This is a genomic window from Streptomyces sp. NBC_00576, from assembly GCF_036345175.1.
Classification (GTDB): domain Bacteria; phylum Actinomycetota; class Actinomycetes; order Streptomycetales; family Streptomycetaceae; genus Streptomyces.
Genome location: NZ_CP107780.1, coordinates 7,794,438 through 7,811,699 on the forward strand (window position 1 = coordinate 7,794,438; position 17,262 = coordinate 7,811,699).

A 17,262-nucleotide genomic window follows, 5' to 3' on the forward strand; every position below is an offset into this window, starting at 1 on the left:
AAGGGTAGCAGTCACTGACGGCCGCCTTCCTGTCCGAGCATCGCTGAGCGGGTCGCACGTGAGCGTGGCCTGGTCGTCGCGGGTGGACCGACGATGAAGGCCACGTTACGGAAGTGTTGACAGGTCCGGATGTCCCGTTTCAGTATGTCGGCCACCTCACATCCCCCTTTGCCGGGGAGGCCCGGCTCCGTGATTGAAACGTATCAAGGACTGCGCCCATGCCCGTCGCACCGTCCCACCGAAGAGCCAGAGGTCGGCGCTTTTCGCTCATGGCCCTGCTCACCACGTTGCTCGCTCTCGTCGGCGGAGTGACGGTACTGATGCCCTCGGCGCAGGCCGCCACCGCCGCGCCCACGGTCCTGACCGTCGGCGGACTGGCTGCTCCCGCAGACGTCGCCCCCGGGTCCGCGCCGCTCCTCGGCTGGCATGTCGGCGGTGACCGGCAGAGTGCCTACCAGATACAGGTCGCCACCACGTCCTCGGCTCTGACCGGGACGCCGGACGTGTGGGACTCGGGCCAGGTCACCTCCACCACCGACAGCAACGTGACGTATGCCGGCGCGACCCTCACCGCCTCCTCCGGCTACTACTGGCGGGTCCGCACCTGGGACTCCTCGGGTGCCGCCTCCGCCTGGTCGGCCACCGCAGCCTTCGGTACGGGGCCCGGCACCACCTGGTCCGCGGCGACCCCCATCTGGAGCGGCGCGCCCACTGCCTGGACGGACTACACCTTCCAGGGCAGCTTTGTCATCAACGCCAAGTACGCCAGCGTCACCTTCCGCGCGCAGGACACCAGTAACTACTACCTGTGGCAGTTCAAGGGCGGCGGTGTGAACACGCTCGCCCCGCAGGTCCAGAAGAATGGAACGTTCACGGCCCTCAAGACTGCTGTGGCGCTGCCGTTCGCTTTGACCACCGGCTCGGCCTACAACTTCCGGATCGTGGCCTCCGGTTCGACCTTCACCACGTATCTGAAGGCTGCCGCCGACACCACCTGGACCCTCGTCGACACCACCACCGACGCCACCTTCAACTCAGGCGGCATCGGCTTCCGCACGGGTCTGACCGAGCAGGCCACCTTCGACGACATCACCGTGACCGACTCCAGCGCCAACTCCCTCTACAGCAATGACTTCAGCGCCTTGGACAACGCCGACTTCGGCTGCGGCACCATCACCGGCGGCGCCCTGTTCGTCGACAAGAGCAAGAACTGCGTCACCGGGCTGCCCACCGCCTGGACGGACTACACCTTCCAGGGCAGCTTCGTCATCACCGCCAACATCGCCAGCGTCACCTTCCGTGAGAAGGACACCAGCAACTTCTACCTGTGGCAGTTCAAGGGCAACGGTGTGAACACCCTCGCCCCGCAGGTCCAGAAGAGCGGAACGTATACGGCCCTCAAGACCGCCGTGGCGCTGCCGATCGCCCTGACCACCGGCTCGACCTACAACTTCCGGATCGTGGCCTCCGGTTCGACCTTCACCACGTATCTGAAGGCCGCCGCCGACACCACCTGGACCCTCGTCGACACCACCACCGACGCCACCTACTCCTCCGGTGGCATCGGGTTCCGTACCGGCAGCACCGAGCAGGCCACCTTCGACGACATCACCGTCACCGACCCCAACGGCAGCTCCCTGTACAGCAACGACTTCAGCGACTCGTCCAACGCCGACTTCAGCTGCGGCACCATCACCAGCGCCGCCCTGGTCATCGGCACCAGCAAGAACTGCGGCACCGGACTGCTGACCGTACCCAGCTGGACGTTCCTGCGCGGCACCACGAACCTGGCCTCCGGCAAGTCCATCGCCTGGGCCCACCTGTACGCCACCGGAGCCTCCACCACCCCGGCACGTCAGTTCGTCTACAAGCTGTGGGTCAACGGCAGTTACGTCGGCGTCGGCCCCACCCGGCCGGTCGGCTCCGAGACCCGCTACGACGGTTACGACGTGACCTCCCTGCTGAACGCGGGCGCCGCCAACACCATCGGCGCACTCGCCTACACCACCAGCGACCAGCGATTCCTGGCACAGCTGGTGGTCCGGTACACCGACGGCACCAGCAAGACCTACGGCACCGGAGCCGGCTGGAAGGCCCTGGACGGCACGCGGATCCTGCCGAACGTCGGCTCCATCGGCACCAGCTACTACACGGCGCCCAAGGAGAACTTCGACGCCCGCCGCTACCCGTTCGGCTTCGCCACGGCCGCCTTCAACGCCGCCGCCTGGCCGTCGGCGGTCACCAAGGGCTCCTTCAGTAACCTGCAGCCCACGCCGACCGCCAAGGTCAGACAGACATCCCAGACCCCCGCCTCGGTCACCGAGTACTCCAGCGGCAACTACTTCATCGACTACGGCCGCACCTGGATCGGCGGCCTCTCCCTGACCCTGAGCGGCACCGCCGGACAGGTGGTGGACATCCGCTACGGCCAGGTCACCTCCGGCACCAACACCGTCAAGTACCAGACCGCGGCCGGCAACACCTACCAGGACAAGTGGGTCCTGAAGGCGGGCAGTCAGCAACTGGAGACCTGGGGCCCGCGTGTCTTCCGGTACGTCCAGGTCATCGGCGCCCCCACCGGCCTGACCGCCGCCGACTTCACCGCGGAGGCGTACCTGTACCCGTTCGACGAGTCGGCGGGCGTCTTCAACTCCTCCGACAGCGCCCTCAACAAGGTCTGGGCGCTGTCCCGCAACACCATCGAGACCGGCAACCAGAACCTCTACGTCGACTCCTGGGAGCGTGAGCGCGGTTACTACGAGGCCGACTCCTACCTCCAGCTTCTGGGCAACCTCTACACCGGCGGCGACTCGGCGCTCGGCGACTACTCGTTGAGCCTCCTGCTCTCCAACCGGACCTGGCCCACCGAGTGGCCGATGTACACGATCCTGGCCCTGCACGACAGCTACGAGGCCACCGGCAGTACCGCGCCGCTGTCCGCCGCCTACACCACCCTTCAGGGCAAGCTCCCCGACGAGTGGTACGACTCCTCGACCGGCCTGATCCACAAGACCACCGGCAGCAGCGGCGCGAGCAGTTGCAACGACTGCGACATCGTCGACTGGCCCTCCTCGCAGCGCGACGGCTACGTCTTCACCTCCTACAACACCGTCATCAACGCCATCGCCTACCGCTCCTACGCGGACATGGCCGACATCGCCACCGCACTGGGCAAGACCTCGGACGCCGCTACGTACACGGCCAAGGCCGCCGCCATCAAGACCGCGGTCAACGCGAACATGTGGGACTCGTCCAAGGGCGCCTACCGTGACGGACTGAACAACGACGGCACCGTGATCAACCACTACGCCGTCCAGGCCAGCGCCTTCGCCACCGCGTTCGGCCTCGCCAGCTCCTCGCAGGCCGGGCAGGTGGCCACCTACCTGGGCACCCGCGGCATGGCGTGCAGCGTCTACTGCGCCGGCTTCCTCATCCAGGCCATGTACGAGGGCAACCGGCCCGATCTCGCGTACACCCTGCTGACCTCGACCGGGACCAACAGCTGGATGAACATGATCAACGCGGGGGCGGGCGCCACCATGGAGGCCTGGACCCTGTCGCAGAAGTCCAACACCACCTACTCACACCCCTGGGCGGCGGCCCCCGCCTTCAACATCCCCCAGGACATGTTCGGCATCCGGGCCACCGCACCGGGCTTCGCGACCTTCCAGATCAAGCCCCAGCCCACCTCGGTCACCTGGGCCGACGTCACGGTGCCCACCGGCCACGGCACCATCGGCGCGGCCTTCGACACCACCAGCGGCGGTCGCGTCGACATCAGCGTGAACATCCCGGCCAACACCAGTTCCTCGGTGTACCTGCCCGGCGGCACGGAGGGTACGACCAGCGTCTTCATGGACGGCAGCAGCGTCGCCGCCACCTACGACAACGGTTTCCTGCGCGTCGACGACGTCCAGCCCGGCTGCCACATCGTCACCACCTCCTCCGACAGCACCCCATACAGCGACACCAAGCTCACCGGCATCTGCTAGGCCACGTCGTCAGGACTCAGGACCCACAGCCGGCCGGGGCTCGCCCGGCCGGCTGCGCCCGTGAGCGGTGGGGATCAAGCAGGTCAACGCTGCACCGATCGTGGGATCTTCGGTGTCGCTTCGGTGTCGCTGAGGAAAGTCGTCGACGTCGGCATCCACCGCACGCCGTCCGGCCTCGACGGCGACGTCGGCACCGCCGGCCTCGACGGCATCGCCGGACGCATCACACCCGTGCCGGGCAGCGTCGGCCCGATGACCATCGCCATGCTCGTGGGCTGGGCCGACCCCATGCCGCCGCGGCCGGCTCACCACCACCCGCGCCGGCATCGCCGAGCGGCGCGGACGCATCATCGCCGTCGTCGCGGTGGCCGCAAACTGATCGACAGCCTGCGGCCAGGGTCCATGGCTATCGCGGCATGGCCTGGTCATTCCGCAACGCCGCGAACCCGGTCAGAGTGAACTCCCAGCCTGGAAAGAGAAACACAACGCCTCCCACCACAAAGTCCGCGCTGCCCGCGTCGAGCACACCTTCGCCCGCCTGAACAACGTCACCCTCGCAAGGTGACGAGGAAACAAAGCAGGTCGACGAACACGTCGTTACTGGATCTTGCGACGCGTCGAACGGCTTCAGGCACTCTCGTCGCGCTTCGCGATGGAACCTGTCAGGTGACGCGGGAAGAGCGGTGGGAGAGGGTGGGACGGGGATCCAGGAAGCGGCCGGAGGCGGAGAACGCGGCTGCGTTGAAGCCCTCTTCCCGCATGTCAACCGCGGGGTACTCAGTACAGGCGGTCTGTGGCTGGGCCGTGGAGTCGCCGAACCGGCAGGCGATGCCGGTGAGCCTGATGGTGATGAAGTCGGCGATCTGGGCTCCGAACTCGATGGGCCTTCCGCCGATGGTGATGTCCCCGACGCCAAAGCCCTTGTCCGGGGGCACTTCGTAGACGGCGCGGACACGGTGCTCCGAGTCGCCTCTCAAATAGGTCCAGTAGCTCCTGGGGTCGGAGCCGTCCGGGGTCTCCCAGCCATCCGTGGACAGGTCGTCGAAGTACAGGCCCACTGGGTCGGCGAGGCTGATGTCGGCCTTCCGGCGGGCCAGGGCGTTGACTCCTGCGCCGATGTGCGGATCGCTGTTGCGCTCCGCGGCGCCGTACTTGCTGCAGGTGATGAGCTCCTGGTCGGCGATCAGTTCCTGGCCGTTGATGACGCGCCGGATGGTGGCCGCCGCCGCCAGCTCGATCTCTGCGCCCAGGGTGTTGCTCGGCTGAATCAAGTGCATGGCGCCGTGGCTGGTGGAGTTGTTCCACTTGTTGCGTGGCTGGTACTGGCCGCTGGGCGAGAACAGGTCCTCCTTGCGCACGTCCGGACTGATGTATTTCCGGTAGAGGGTGAGCGTCTTGTCCGGGTCGGTCTGCGCCAGGATCTCCCAGTACTCGGGGCCTTCGCAGGTGAACATGACCTGGGTGATCTTTCCTGAGCCGTCGCGGGTGACGCTCCACTCGCAGTACTCGTCCTGGACGTCACGGCTGGCGTCGGCGCGCTGCCAGCGCTGGAGGTCGGAAATGGAGGTGATCTTGATGATGCGGGGGAACGCGGTCCATCTGATGGGGGCGCGCTCGAAATCCGCGGCCGTGTCCGTGCTGGTCAGGTTGTAGAACTGCGGTCTTGGACTGTTGTTCAGTACCTCTTGGGGATCGGGGCCCTCAACGGCCTCGTCGACCGTGTCGGAGATGAACGTGTTCCAGGCCTTGCGGCCGAAGTCGTCCAGATCGTCGAGGTTGCCGGGAGGTCCGTAGGCATCCAGTCTGGCCATGGCGTTGTCCTTGCTCGTGAGGGGATGGCGTCAGCTCAGCTCAGCGACGGTGGCGTCCTCGCGCATCGCCAGCGGCGGGGCGCCGAGGGGAATGTTGGTGACCGGCAGGGTGAGCTCGAACTCATTCAGCTTCATGAGGCGGAACTGTCGACGGCGGGACTCGGCCAGCCGGACGTAGTCGTCGAAGCCGGATTCGGTGCGGATTCGCTCGGTGACCTCGCGCAGATACGCGTCCACCCTCTGTCCGAACACCGTCCGCCAGGCGTCGTCGGGTACGCGCCAGTGCGCGTCGAAGCGGCCTTCGGGACTGTCGGCGGGCAGGGTTTGCGCGGCGTCCGAGATGGCCTGGGCGACCTTGTCGCACAACTCCACCGTCTGGGTTGGCGCGGTAGGCACGTATCGCATGAGGTGACTGCGGGCAGGGCTGAATACCGGGTTGGGGAAGTCCACCATCAGCGCGCAAGCGGCGAACTTCGCCGAGACGAGCCCCTTGCGGACCATCTGCCGGACCACCTCGTTGTCCTCGTGGGCGGCCTCGGGGACCACGAAGGCGAAGAACGTGTCGCCTGGCTGGGAGAAGGAGCTGGGCGTTTCCTCCAGCCCGAAGCCGAACTGGGTCAGGCTGGCGACGTACCGGGCGGCCGCTGCCCTGGGCGGAGCGGCCTGCGTAAACAGGAGAAGGTCGTCGAACAGGACGTCCTGGTTCAGCCAGAAGCCCGTGGGCGGCATCAGGTCGGGACCGTCCGCCGTGATGTTGCTGCTCTGTCTGTCGGTGCTGGTGAGGTTGACCGTGGTGCTGGTGAACAGGTGGCGCAGCAGCCGGTCGGGGTGGTCCACAACGCCGTTCGCGGTGACCGTGGCCAGACGGGCCGCCGTCCACCGGGTGACGAGGGACCTGACGGTCAGTTCCAGTTGCTGGGCTCCGATGACCTGCTGGAACAGGTGGTCACGGTGCAGCGGGTCATCCTCGGCGTGCCGGATCGTGGCCCGTTCGGACTGCCAGTTGATCCAGGGAATCCTCAGCTCCTTCATCACGACGCTGCCGTTGACGTGGCTGTCGAAGCAGCCCTTGCCCCGTGAGTCCGGTTCCAGTGCGTGCCAGGAGTTGCCCGCCCACACCCAGCTGGAGTCGAACCGGGCATAGAAGTTGAAGACCCTCGCCCCGGGATCCCACGCCGCAACCTGCAGGAATCCCTCCCCAGGGTCGCCCCCAGCCTGGGCGCTGACCAGAAGATCGACCTGGCTGCCTGCCACGGCGGTGGTGATCACGAACCGCATGTCACGCTCGGCGATGGCATCCGGCGGGATCTGTCCGGCCTCGCTGACCAGATACACCTTGCGTGAGGCGGCGGCCGTCGCGGGGAGTTTGGACAGCAGTTCCTGCACTGTGCTCGGAAACGTGCCCACGCGGAAGAACTCGACCGCCATCGGGTCGCCGAGCGCCGCCAGTTCCTCATCGCTGACGGGCCGCGCCCGGTCATCCCTGCCGCTGATCCTGCGGTACAGCTGCCCCGGCTCCAGCGCAGAGGAGCCGGGTCCGCAGCCGTCGCCGGCGATGTCATGCTCCAACGGGGAGAGGCCGGATGTGTCGTCCAGGGCAGCCGAGGCGCGGGAGGTGGCGACTTCCTCGACGGCAGTTTTCCTCATCCAGGCGGTCGCCCGCCGAAACTGCGTGTGGTCGGGCATGGCCACTCCGCTCCTGCAAGTAGGCATTCTTCCATCGGCGCCAAATGTCACATCATGTGTAAGTCCGTACCCGGCCATGGAAACCCTTTTCGGCTGCGGCCGCAGATCCACTCAGATGGCCTGCCTGCCACGGATTCGATGAACCTGGCGAGGGCCGGACGCTGCCCGCATCCGCTCCGCTGGGCGAGCAGGCCATGGCCGTCTTCAAGGCCTGGTGGCTGCTGTGGAAACTCCGCTGCACCAACCGGATCACCGACATCGTCAACGTCGCGCTCGCACTTCGCCTGGCTTCAGCGGGTCTGGCCCTGTTCGGCTGAGTCCCTCACGGCGCCACCGACGGCGGTCGTCGTGGCGATGAACGTTCGGTGGTCTCACTCATCGGCATGCGGGTCGGCTGTCGGTCAGGGCAGCTGCGGGTACAGAGCGGCGACCCCTCCGGCCAGCCCGCCCTGCACCTGGCGGCTGATGTCGTCCACGACGATCTCGTAGGCGCCCTCGGCGAGGCCGTCTGCGGCGAGCCGGGCGACATCGGCGGGGGCGGTCTTGGGTCCGTCGAGGTCCCGGGACATGTCGGTGTCCATGCCGGCGACGTGCAGTCCGGCCACCCGGATGCCCTGGTCGGCGAGCTGTACGCGCAGGGCGTTGGTGAGCGCCCACTGGGCGGACTTGGCGGCGCAGTAGGAGCCGAGTTCCGGGAAGGTGAACCAGGACAGGACGGACAGGACGTTGAGGATCGCGCCGCCGCCGTTGGCCTCGATCTGCGGTGCGAAGGCCCGGACCACGGAGAGGGTGCCGTAGAAGTTGGTGTCCATGTCCCGGCGGATGTTGTCCGGGTCCCCGGCGAGCAGGTCGCCGCCGGTGGATATGCCTGCGTTGTTGATCAGGACGGTGACGTCACCGGCAGCCTTGGCGGCGGCCGCCACGGAGGCGGGGTCGGTGATGTCGAGCGCGATCGGCCGCACGCCCGGCAGGTCGACCTGGTCGGGGTTGCGGGCACCGGCGTAGACGGTGGCGCCGCGGCTGAGCAGCTCTGCGGCGAGGGCGCGGCCGAGGCCACGGTTGGCTCCGGTGACGAGAACAGTGCTGGTGGAGAGGTCCATGAGAATCCCTGTTGCCTTGAGTGCGGGGGAGGGGTGGCTGCTGATCGGATCGGGGGTGGGTGTTCCGTGCCTGGACGTGGTTCAGCCGCAGGTCAGGCGGCCGGGAAGATCAGGCAGGTCGTCCTGGTGGGGGCGGTTGTGCACGGAGGTCAGGGCGAGCACAGCGGCGGCGGAGAAGACCGCGGCGACGGCGACCAGACAAGGTCCTTCCTCGTTCCCCGAGGATGTGTGGAGGGAGTCGGTTGCGGGACATGCCGGGCGCAGCTGCGCCCGGCCGCTTCCCCGGTGCCTAGCCCTGCTGGTTGATGAGGGCTGCGTAGTGGCCGAGGTTCCGCTCGATCTCGTCGAGACCGATCTCGGCGATGGCCTTCCCGAGCTGCGGCACGCGTGCCTGGAATCCCGGCCAGTTGACGGACTCCGCGAACTCCGCCCAGGACGCGCGCAGATCGGCCACCGGCGGCAGTGTCGACCGGTTGATCTGCGCCTTCGCGCCCAGCACGGACGCCTTGTCGAAGGACGCGATACGTGCCCCGACACCGTTGACGAGGTCATCGAGTTCGGCGTCGGGGACGGCCCGGGTCACCCAGCCGTACTGTTCGGCGCGCTCGGCGTCGTAGTCCTCGCTGGTGAGGATCGCTTCGAGTGCGCGGTCCCGGCCCAGCAGCCGGGCCAGGCGGTCGCTGCCGCCACCGCCCGGGACGATGCCGATCGCGACCTCGGGCTGGCAGAAGAAGGCTTCCTCACGGCTGGCGTAGCGCAGGTCGAAAGCCAGGGTGATCTCGTCGCCTCCGCCCCGGGTGCGCCCACGGATGGAGGCGATGCTGATGAACGGGGCACTGGTCAGGCGGGTGACGAGCTCGACCCACGTCGGAGTCCCGTCCGCGGCGTTCAGCGCCAGGAGTTCGGGCACCTGGCCGAGATCGGCGTGGTTGAAGAAGTATCCGGGCGTGCCGCTGTCGAAGACGACGACCTGGATCTCCTCGTCCCGGCTCAACTCGTCGACGACGTCGATCAGTTGGACGACAGTGTCCGCGCCGACGACGTTCACCGGCGGATTCGTGAAGGTCACCCTGCGGATCTTCGGCGCCACGGTCTCGATGCTGAACATGCTGTGCTGCGTCATGGTGTGCTCCGGTGCTGAAGGGTTCGAGTGGGGGCCGGCATTCGAGCAGGGGTGGGATGTGGTGTGTGGATCGGGTGGGCCGCGCGGTGCACGTACGCAGGCGGGAGATTCGGCCATACGACCCGGCTGCGCTCCACGCTGGAGAACCGCGCCGTCAGCTCTTCGGCGAACCGGCGGGCGGGGGGTGTCCAGGCCGCGTGTACGTAGGCAAAGGTGCTGAACCGGCCGTTCTCACGCAGTACGCCGGCCACCGCGTCGAGGATCCGGCAGTGCTGTTCGTGCGGCATGACGGTCCACGGCAGACCGGAGACGATGACGTCGACCGGGCACGGGGAGAGTGCCGCCAGGTCCTCGGCGGAACCGTGGACCACCTCGACGGTGCTGTCCCGGTACCGGTCCGCGAGCCGGCGGGCGAATACCGGATTGAGTTCCACCGCGACCAGCCGCGCCCCGGGAGCCAGCCGTCGCACGATCGCTTCGGTGATCGCGCCGGTGCCGGACCCCAACTCCACCACGACGTCCGCCTGTTCCAGTTCCGGGCCGACCGTCATGGCCTGCGCGAGCGTGGCGGAACTGGGGCGACGGCTCCGGTGAGTCGGGGGCGGCGAAGGAACTCGCGCATGATCGACATGTGCAGAACCTAGGCAGCGGCTGTGTCGTCGGAAACCATCCCGAGCGCCCGACGGGGTCATCCGCCAGGACGAACCGGTCCGCGTGTTGTTCAGCCCGCGGGCGACCAGAGCCAACACCTCACGCTCGCGATCGGTCAGTACGTCGAGGCGTTTGTCGGTGAGGGGAGCGACGGCGCCCGAGCATCTCGGCGGCCGGCGTGTCCTGGACGAGGGAGCCGCTGGGCCGGCAAGCAGGGCCGCGTCCGGACTGGACGTCTGCCTCCAGGCCGGCCCTGGAGTGCCTCGACGAGCCGCTGACGCCCGCGGATCTGGCCGGGCACGCGCGAGATGAGCGTACGGACCTTCGCACCCGCTTGAAGGAGGAGGTCGGCAGCAGTGCCGGACGTCGGCTCAGTCGGCAACGGGCCTACTGGGCACGGCAGTTGCTCGAGTCCGGCGATCTGTCCGTGGCCCGGTCGCGGGCTGGGTGGGCTTCGCGACGGGGACCCCCTGCGGCAGCGTCTGCGCACGGCGATCGGGGCGCCCCCGCCGGCCTACCGGGGTGCGTTTCGTACGGCGCCGGTGGTGATCAGTGGGCGTGATCGCTTCCGTCGTGGTGGCCCAGTTCGGTGAGGGCGCGGTCGAAGGTGTCGGTGAAGAAGTCGACGGCGGTGGAGTCGATGCACAGCGGCGGCTTGATCTTGAGGATGTTGAGGTGGTCGCCGGTGGGCTGAACGATGACGCCGAGTTCGAGCATGCGGTCGCAGATCTCGCCTGTCTCCTCCGTCGCGGGTTCCAATGTGGCCCGGTCGCGGACCAGTTCGACGCCGAGATAGAGGCCGGAGCCGTGAACGGCGCCGATGACGCGGTGGCGGTGCGCGAGGGTCTGCAGCCTGCTCTTGAGGCGGAGGCCGTTGCGTACGGCGTTGCCTTGGAGGTCTTCGTCACGGAGGGTGTCGAGGACGGTGAGACCGGCGATGCTGGAGACGGGGCTGCCGCCGGTGGAGGAGAAGAAGTACCCCTGGTCGCGGTATCTGGCGGCGATGGCCTTGGACGTGATCACGGCGCCGAGGGGGTGACCGTTGCCCATGGCTTTCGCGACGCACACGATGTCGGGGACGACCTGCTGTTGCTCGAATCCCCAGAACCAGGTGCCCAGACGGCCGTAGCCGACTTGGATCTCGTCGGCGACGGCCAGGCCGCCGTGGCGGCGCACCGCCTTGTACACCTGGTCCAGGTATCCGTCGGGCAGGGCGACGCCGCCCGCGTTGCCGTAGTAGGACTCGCTGATGAAGGCGCCCGGCGGCCGGCCCGCTGCGGCGAGGTCGTCGATGGCCTGGACGGCCTCGGGCGCGTAGGCGGACGCCTTCTCGCCGCGGTGGTGTCCCCGGTAGGAGTTGGGCGAGTCCACCGTGTGGACCCAACTCGGCCGGGTGGCAAGGGCGTTGGGGTTGTCGGCGACGGAGGTGGAGACGGCGTCGGAGGCGTAGGTCCAGCCGTGGTACGCCTCACGGAGGGCGAGGACATCCGGGTGACCGGTGGCGCCGACGGCCAGGCGGATCGCCAGGTCGACCGCTTCGGAGCCGGAGTTGACGAGGAAGACGGTGTCCAGTGGGTCGGGCAGCAGCGCGGCCAGCCGTTCGGTGAACTCCACGACGGCCGCGTAGTGGAAGCGCGAGTTGGTGTTGAGCCTGCGCAACTGCCGTGAGACCGCCTGTTCCACGCGGGGGTGTGCGTGGCCGAGGGGGGTGACGTTGTTGACCACGTCCAGGTAGGACCGTCCGTCGGTGGACAGCAGGTGGTGCCGCCAACCGCGTTCGATGCGGGGCGGGTTGTCGTAGTAGTGCTCCTGGACGGTGGCGAAGGCGGCGTCGCGTCGGGCGAGCAGGTCCGGCTGCGCCGGGGTGCCGGTGGCGGGCGCGCCGATGAGCGGGGAGGGATCGGCGGTGAGTGCGAGCCAGCCGGCTGCGTACTCGGGCCTGACCAGCGCCGGAACGGCCGGGGCGGCGGGCTGGCGCAGGGAGACGTGGACGTGTGCGCCCGCGGGCAGGGAGACCAGCTGGTCGCCTGCGCGTATCGATGTTCCTGCGGGCAGGCTGGGCTGAACGGCGTCGGTGAAGCTCAGGTGGAGTACGTGCGGCCGGCAGGTCAGTACCGCGTGGCCGGGTCCGGCGTGCAGCAGTTCGCCGTCGCAGGGCGCCTGCAGGACGGTCGGCCGCAGGAGCCAGAGGTCGATGCCGGTGGCGATGGTCGCGGGTGAGCTGTGGGACAGCACCGTGGCTGCGCTGAGCTGTGCCTGGGCGTACTCGGTGGCCACCGCATCAGTGCCCTGGGCGAGGAGAGAGGCGGCGATGCGGTCCGCGGTGTTCTCCTCCAGCCAGGCTCCGTGGTCCATTGTCTCGGCCTCGGTGGAGAGGTCGAGGATGGCGACATCGTCGAGTGTCGGCCCTGCCACCAGGGGTTTGACCGGCGGCGGGGCGGGAGTCCGGCGGCGCTCGGCCAGGCCGAGGGTCTCGTTGATGAGGCCGGTCATCACCGCGGACGGCACGGCGGTGGCCTGCTCGAAGATCCGCCACTCCTGGTCGAGATTGGCGAGCACATAGGCGTTGTCCGCGTCGACCGCGGCCTGGTGCCGACCGCTCACGACGAGGGTGGCGGCCCGGAGCACGGTGAGCGGCCACAGGGCCGCAGCCTCCTCGGCGGACAGCGGGCGGACCTCGTGAAAGGCGCGGACGGCGGGCAGCACCTGGTGGGGTTCCATGCCGTCGTGGTGCAGCATCGAGGACAGGGTCACCGCGAGTTCACCCACCGCCCAACTCGCCGTCACGTCCCCGAAGTCGATGATCCCGTCGGGCAGGGGGAGACGACTGTCGGGTGAGCGGACCAGGTTGTCGTCGGTGAGGTCCAGGTGCACGGCCTGCCGCGGGAGCTGGTCACCGACCTTCCCCACCTCTGTCCACGCCTCGGCCGTCGCCGCCAGGACAGCGGTGCGGCGCGCCGCTTCCGGGATGTGCTCCAGGAGCAGGCCGACGACGCGGTCGGCGTACCGCAGGTCCCACTGCAGCACACGCTCCAGCCCGGGATGGTGGAAGGCGTGCAGCGCGGTGCTGACACGGCCGGCGACGCGTCCCATGGCGGCGACCGTGGGCGGGGAGAGGTGGCGCGGCCCCGACAGGGTCCCGCCGTGCAGATAGCGCAGCAACCGCGCAGTCGCCGGGCCGCCGTCGGTGTGCACGGTGGCGGTCTGCGGGGCGCCGTCCGGCGTACGCAGGACCGTGGCCAGGCGCAGGTCCGGGTGGGCGGCGGCGATCAGGTCGGCGGCGGTGTCCTGGGCGTCGATCTCGGTGGCGCTGAACGCCGGGTTCGCGATCTTGAGGACCGCGGCGGGCGTTCCGTCGTCCTGAAGCAGCAGGAAGTTGGCGTCCTGCTGGCTGCCCAGCGACTCGGTGCGCGCGGTGATCCCGAAGCTCGCGGCCGCGATGCGCCGGGCCTGGTCCGGTGTCACCTGAGGGGCGGCGAGGGCCTCGCGGGTGAAGAAGTCGACGGTGCGTGGCTGATGGTGCGTCATGACGTCCGTCCTCGGCAGTCGGGGGGATGGAGGGTGCGGTGGAGTGGCCGAGGCGGTGCGCATGACGCGGCTGCCCGCAGTCCGCAGGTGGTGGGGTCATCCCCGTCGTGAGCTTCGGCAGCCTGTGACGGAGGCGATGCGTACGGGCCTGGTCGGGCCAGGTGGCTCGTACGAGGAGGGGATGATTCGCCGACCGGCCCTCAGCCGACGTTCCAGAAGAACCGGTGCGTGTGAATCCCGAAGTAGGGGAAGTTCTCCACCCTTGTCACGCCCTCGATGGGACGCACGACGTCGTTCACGAAGTCCAGCAGGTCACGCGGATGCCGGCAGACGGCCTCTGCGAACAAGTCGAAGGTGCCGGCGGTCAGGACGGTGTAGACGACCTCGTCATGGCGTGAGAGCTCGTCGGCCACCGCTCGCGGATCGCCGTCGACGCTGAGCCCGAGTAGCGCCATGGCCTGCCCGCCCATGGCCATCGGGTCGGTGACACCGACGACCTGCACCGCCTTGGTGTCGATCAGCCGCTGCAGCCGTTGCCGAGCGGCCGACGCCGACAGGCCGACCTTCGGGCCGAGATCGGCGTAGGGAATGCGACCGTCGGTCTGCAGCTCGCGCAGGATGGCCCGATCGATGTCGTCCAAGACGTCACCTCCTAGGTGCGCAAACAGCTAAGCACGCGATTGATTCACGCGCAATATGCTCCCATCGCCATCGATTTCATTTTCCAAGACGATCGAATCGATCGTTCAGAGGTTTTCGGCAGCCAAGCCCACGAGGCTCACGGCCGCGGCCACGTCTCCGGAAGGCCGTGCCCGCCATCGGCCACGAGTACCGATCCGGTGATGAACGACGCCGATTCGTGCGCCAGAAACATGGCACAAGCCGCGATCTCGTCCGGTGTGGCACTGCGTCCGATCGGGCCCGCCGCGGCGGCCGCTGCCTCGAACTCCAGCTGGGAGCCGGTCGCGACAGGGGGCCACGACGTTCACGGTGACGCCGTACGACACCACCTCAAGAGCGAGCGCCCGGGACAGCCCCAGCAGCCCCGCCTTCGCGGCCGTGTACGTGGCCTGCCCCGGCATCGCGCTGACCGTGCCGGTGGTGGAGCCGATCGAGACGATACGGCCGTACTGGGCAGCCCGCATGATCGGCACCACGGCCCTGCACATCAGAAAAGCGGTGGTCAGGTTGCGGGACAGCGCCGTTTCCCAGTCGGCCAGAGACAGATCGGCGACGTCGTCGCCCGCGTCCCAGCCCGATGCCACGGACGTCATGCCGGCGTTGTTCACCAGCACGTCGACGCGGCCCCAGCGGTCCAGCGCGGCCTGCACCAGGGCGTCCGAGGCCCCGTCGACGGTGAGGTCGGCGATCACACCGACGGCGGCGGGCCCCAGCTCGGCCGCTCGCTGGTGCACCCGCTCGGACGTCGCGCCCAACACGACGCACGCACCCTCCGCGACCAGCCCCTGGCCACCGCGGCACCGATTCCGTCAGGGGCGCCGGCCCCGGTCACGATGACCACTCGATCTGCGAAACGTGCCATCCCTTGTTCTTCGCAGGGAATCCCGGCCTTCAGGCCGGGCGGGAATGCGATCCTCGGGGCGGAGGCGCGTAGCGCCGGAGTTCTCTGCGTCTACGGGGTGAGGCTCAGGTCGGTCGCTTCTGGTTGTCGATGTAGTCCTTGACGGTGCTCAGTGGTGCGCCGCCGCAGGATCCCGCGAAGTAGGACGGGGACCAGAAGACGGATCCCGTCCCGGTCCGGTTGATCCGGTCGGTGTACTCCGCGCGCAGGTAGCGGGAGCTGACGCCCTTGAGGCTGTTGACGAGTTTGGACAGGGCGATCTTCGGCGGGTAGTTCACGAGCAGGTGGACGTGGTCGTCTTCGCCGTTGAACTCCCGCAGCTCCGCGCCGAAGCTCTCACACACCTCGCGCATGATCTCCTCGCAGCGCGTCAGCATCTCGTCGTTGAAGACCTCACGCCGGTACTTCGTGACAAACACCAAGTGTGCGTGGAGGTTGAAAACGACATGATTTCCTCTTCGGACATCGGGATCTGGTTCCCAGCGCGGTGACATACACCAAGTGTAGTAGGATCGAGTGAACTCGACGGAGGGGGTGGGCTGGATGATCCGTGCATACAAGTTCCTCCTGCGGCCCACCGTCCGCCAGGCCCAGGCACTCGGCGAGATGCTGCGGGATCATTGCTCCCTCTACAACGCGGCCCTGCAGGAACGCCGTGACGCCTGGCGGCACCCGTCGAAGACCAGCGTCAAGTACGGCATGCAGTCCGGGCAGCTCAAGGACATCCGGGCGTTCGACCCGGAGCGTCAGGGCCGCTGGTCCTTCAGCTCGCAGCAGGCCACCCTGCGCCGCCTGGACAAGGCGTTCGCCGCGTTCTTCCGCCGGGTCAAGTCCGGTGACACGCCCGGCTATCCGCGTTTTCGTGGGGTGAACTGGTTCGACACGGTGGACTTCCCCAAGGACGGCGACGGCTGCCGGTGGAACTCCACCCCGCACGATGCGACTACCCGCGTCCGCTTCCAGGGCGTCGGGCATGTGAAGGTCAACCAGCACCGCGCCGTGGCCGGCCGAGTCAAGACTGTATCGGTCAAGCGCGAGGGCCGTCGGTGGTTCGTCGTGGTGACCGTCGAACAGGACCAGCCGCAGCCGCTGCCGCCGACCGGCAGCGTGGCCGGCATCGACCTGGGCATCGCGAACTTCCTCGCCGACTCGAACGGCGAGTTCGTCCCCAACCCGCGCTGCGGGCGTCAGGCCGCCGCGAAACTGCAAGCCGCGCAGCAGGCCCTGTCCCGGTTCCCGCGTGTCCGCCGGGACAAGCGCACCGCCAACCACCGGCGCGCCGTGGGAAAAGTCGCCCAGCTGCACGCAAAGGTGCGGCGCCAGCGCCTCGACCACGCCCACAAGACGGCCCTCGGCCTGGTCCGCGCGCACGATGTCATCGCGCACGAAGACCTCAGGATCCGCAACATGAGCAAGGCCCCCGCACCGAAGCCCGACCCCGACCGGGCAGGCGCGTTCCTGCCCAACGGAGCAGTGGCGAAGGCCGGGCTCAACACGTCGATCAGCGATGCCGGTTGGGGGGTGTTCCTGACGATCCTGCACGCCAAGGCTGAAAGCGCCGGACGGGAAGTGATCGCCGTGGACCCCCGCAACACCTCCCGCACCTGCCCCGAATGCGGGCACACCGCGAAGGAGAACCGGCCCACCCAGGAAAAGTTCCACTGCGTCGCCTGCGGGCACACCGCACACGCCGACACCGTGGCAGCCACCAACGTTCTACGGGCCGGGCTGGTCCGTCGCAACGCCAACCCGGCATAGCGAGAAGCCCCCGGCTTCAGCCGGGGGAGGA

13 protein-coding genes and 1 pseudogene are annotated in these 17,262 nt (G+C 68.4%); 5 read left to right on the forward strand and 9 right to left on the reverse strand.

What is annotated here, in order from left to right; genetic code table 11:
• Positions 1-269 precede the first annotated feature (269 nt).
• From OG734_RS33940 to OG734_RS33950, 3 genes and pseudogenes are all read left to right on the forward strand, one after another.
• On the forward strand, positions 270-3,992 hold the full coding sequence (locus tag OG734_RS33940) for a family 78 glycoside hydrolase catalytic domain (protein ID WP_330291237.1): 3,723 nt from the start codon (positions 270-272) through the stop codon (positions 3,990-3,992).
• A 123-nt stretch (positions 3,993-4,115) separates the two neighbouring features.
• Positions 4,116-4,451 (forward strand): hypothetical protein, encoded by a 336-nt coding sequence (locus OG734_RS33945; RefSeq protein WP_330293898.1) that lies wholly within the window; start codon positions 4,116-4,118, stop codon positions 4,449-4,451.
• Positions 4,411-4,554 (forward strand): annotated as a pseudogene (locus tag OG734_RS33950) (IS5/IS1182 family transposase); the annotation flags it as partial. The gene OG734_RS33945 and the pseudogene OG734_RS33950, both read left to right, overlap by 41 nt.
• 100 nt (positions 4,555-4,654) lie before the next feature.
• On the opposite strand, the gene OG734_RS33955 reads toward OG734_RS33950, so the two are convergent.
• Both OG734_RS33955 and OG734_RS33960 read right to left on the reverse strand, forming a co-directional pair.
• Complete coding sequence (locus OG734_RS33955; protein ID WP_330291238.1) at positions 4,655-5,803, reverse strand: hypothetical protein; 1,149 nt, start codon at positions 5,801-5,803, stop codon at positions 4,655-4,657.
• 30 nt (positions 5,804-5,833) lie between these two features.
• The gene (locus OG734_RS33960) at positions 5,834-7,489 is read right to left on the reverse strand and encodes a hypothetical protein (protein ID WP_330291239.1); all 1,656 of its coding nucleotides are present in this window, start codon (positions 7,487-7,489) and stop codon (positions 5,834-5,836) included.
• Between the two features lie 194 nt (positions 7,490-7,683).
• Between OG734_RS33960 and OG734_RS33965 the strand changes: the two genes are divergently transcribed.
• Positions 7,684-7,806: a hypothetical protein gene (locus OG734_RS33965; RefSeq protein ID WP_330291240.1), complete on the forward strand. Its 123-nt coding sequence runs from the start codon at positions 7,684-7,686 to the stop codon at positions 7,804-7,806.
• Between the two features lie 84 nt (positions 7,807-7,890).
• Here OG734_RS33965 and OG734_RS33970 read toward each other — a convergent pair whose 3' ends face one another.
• From OG734_RS33970 to tnpA, 7 genes are all read right to left on the reverse strand, one after another.
• A complete protein-coding gene (locus OG734_RS33970; RefSeq protein WP_330291241.1) occupies positions 7,891-8,589 on the reverse strand; it encodes an SDR family oxidoreductase in 699 nt (232 codons plus the stop codon).
• Positions 8,590-8,878: 289 nt separating this feature from the next.
• Positions 8,879-9,712, reverse strand: coding sequence for an enoyl-CoA hydratase/isomerase family protein (locus OG734_RS33975; RefSeq protein ID WP_330291242.1), 834 nt, complete (start codon positions 9,710-9,712; stop codon positions 8,879-8,881).
• Positions 9,709-10,263: a class I SAM-dependent methyltransferase gene (locus OG734_RS33980; RefSeq protein ID WP_330291243.1), complete on the reverse strand. Its 555-nt coding sequence runs from the start codon at positions 10,261-10,263 to the stop codon at positions 9,709-9,711. The genes OG734_RS33975 and OG734_RS33980 overlap by 4 nt, the downstream gene beginning before the upstream one ends.
• Positions 10,264-10,912: 649 nt before the next feature.
• Positions 10,913-13,891 carry an aminotransferase gene (locus tag OG734_RS33985; protein WP_330291244.1) on the reverse strand — a complete coding sequence of 993 codons (2,979 nt, stop codon included), beginning with the start codon at positions 13,889-13,891 and terminating at the stop codon, positions 10,913-10,915.
• A 200-nt stretch (positions 13,892-14,091) separates the two neighbouring features.
• Positions 14,092-14,532, reverse strand: coding sequence for an Lrp/AsnC family transcriptional regulator (locus OG734_RS33990; protein ID WP_330291245.1), 441 nt, complete (start codon positions 14,530-14,532; stop codon positions 14,092-14,094).
• Positions 14,533-14,637: 105 nt separating this feature from the next.
• Positions 14,638-15,354: an SDR family NAD(P)-dependent oxidoreductase gene (locus OG734_RS33995; protein WP_330293899.1), complete on the reverse strand. Its 717-nt coding sequence runs from the start codon at positions 15,352-15,354 to the stop codon at positions 14,638-14,640.
• A gap of 184 nt (positions 15,355-15,538) precedes the next feature.
• The gene (gene tnpA, locus OG734_RS34000; RefSeq protein ID WP_330291246.1) at positions 15,539-15,967 is read right to left on the reverse strand and encodes an IS200/IS605 family transposase; all 429 of its coding nucleotides are present in this window, start codon (positions 15,965-15,967) and stop codon (positions 15,539-15,541) included.
• Positions 15,968-16,016: 49 nt separating this feature from the next.
• Between tnpA and OG734_RS34005 the strand changes: the two genes are divergently transcribed.
• The gene (locus OG734_RS34005) at positions 16,017-17,231 is read left to right on the forward strand and encodes an RNA-guided endonuclease InsQ/TnpB family protein (protein ID WP_330291247.1); all 1,215 of its coding nucleotides are present in this window, start codon (positions 16,017-16,019) and stop codon (positions 17,229-17,231) included.
• Positions 17,232-17,262: the final 31 nt, after the last annotated feature.

Coding starts and splice junctions, on each gene's coding strand:
- OG734_RS33980 (WP_330291243.1), bottom strand. CDS start 10,263: ATGACGGTCGGCCCGGAACTGGAACAGGCGGACGTCGTGGTGGAGTTG.
- OG734_RS33975 (WP_330291242.1), bottom strand. CDS start 9,712: ATGACGCAGCACAGCATGTTCAGCATCGAGACCGTGGCGCCGAAGATC.
- OG734_RS33960 (WP_330291239.1), bottom strand. CDS start 7,489: ATGCCCGACCACACGCAGTTTCGGCGGGCGACCGCCTGGATGAGGAAA.
- OG734_RS34005 (WP_330291247.1), top strand. CDS start 16,017: ATGATCCGTGCATACAAGTTCCTCCTGCGGCCCACCGTCCGCCAGGCC.
- OG734_RS33970 (WP_330291241.1), bottom strand. CDS start 8,589: ATGGACCTCTCCACCAGCACTGTTCTCGTCACCGGAGCCAACCGTGGC.
- tnpA (WP_330291246.1), bottom strand. CDS start 15,967: ATGTCACCGCGCTGGGAACCAGATCCCGATGTCCGAAGAGGAAATCAT.
- OG734_RS33940 (WP_330291237.1), top strand. CDS start 270: ATGGCCCTGCTCACCACGTTGCTCGCTCTCGTCGGCGGAGTGACGGTA.
- OG734_RS33955 (WP_330291238.1), bottom strand. CDS start 5,803: ATGGCCAGACTGGATGCCTACGGACCTCCCGGCAACCTCGACGATCTG.
- OG734_RS33965 (WP_330291240.1), top strand. CDS start 7,684: ATGGCCGTCTTCAAGGCCTGGTGGCTGCTGTGGAAACTCCGCTGCACC.
- OG734_RS33985 (WP_330291244.1), bottom strand. CDS start 13,891: ATGACGCACCATCAGCCACGCACCGTCGACTTCTTCACCCGCGAGGCC.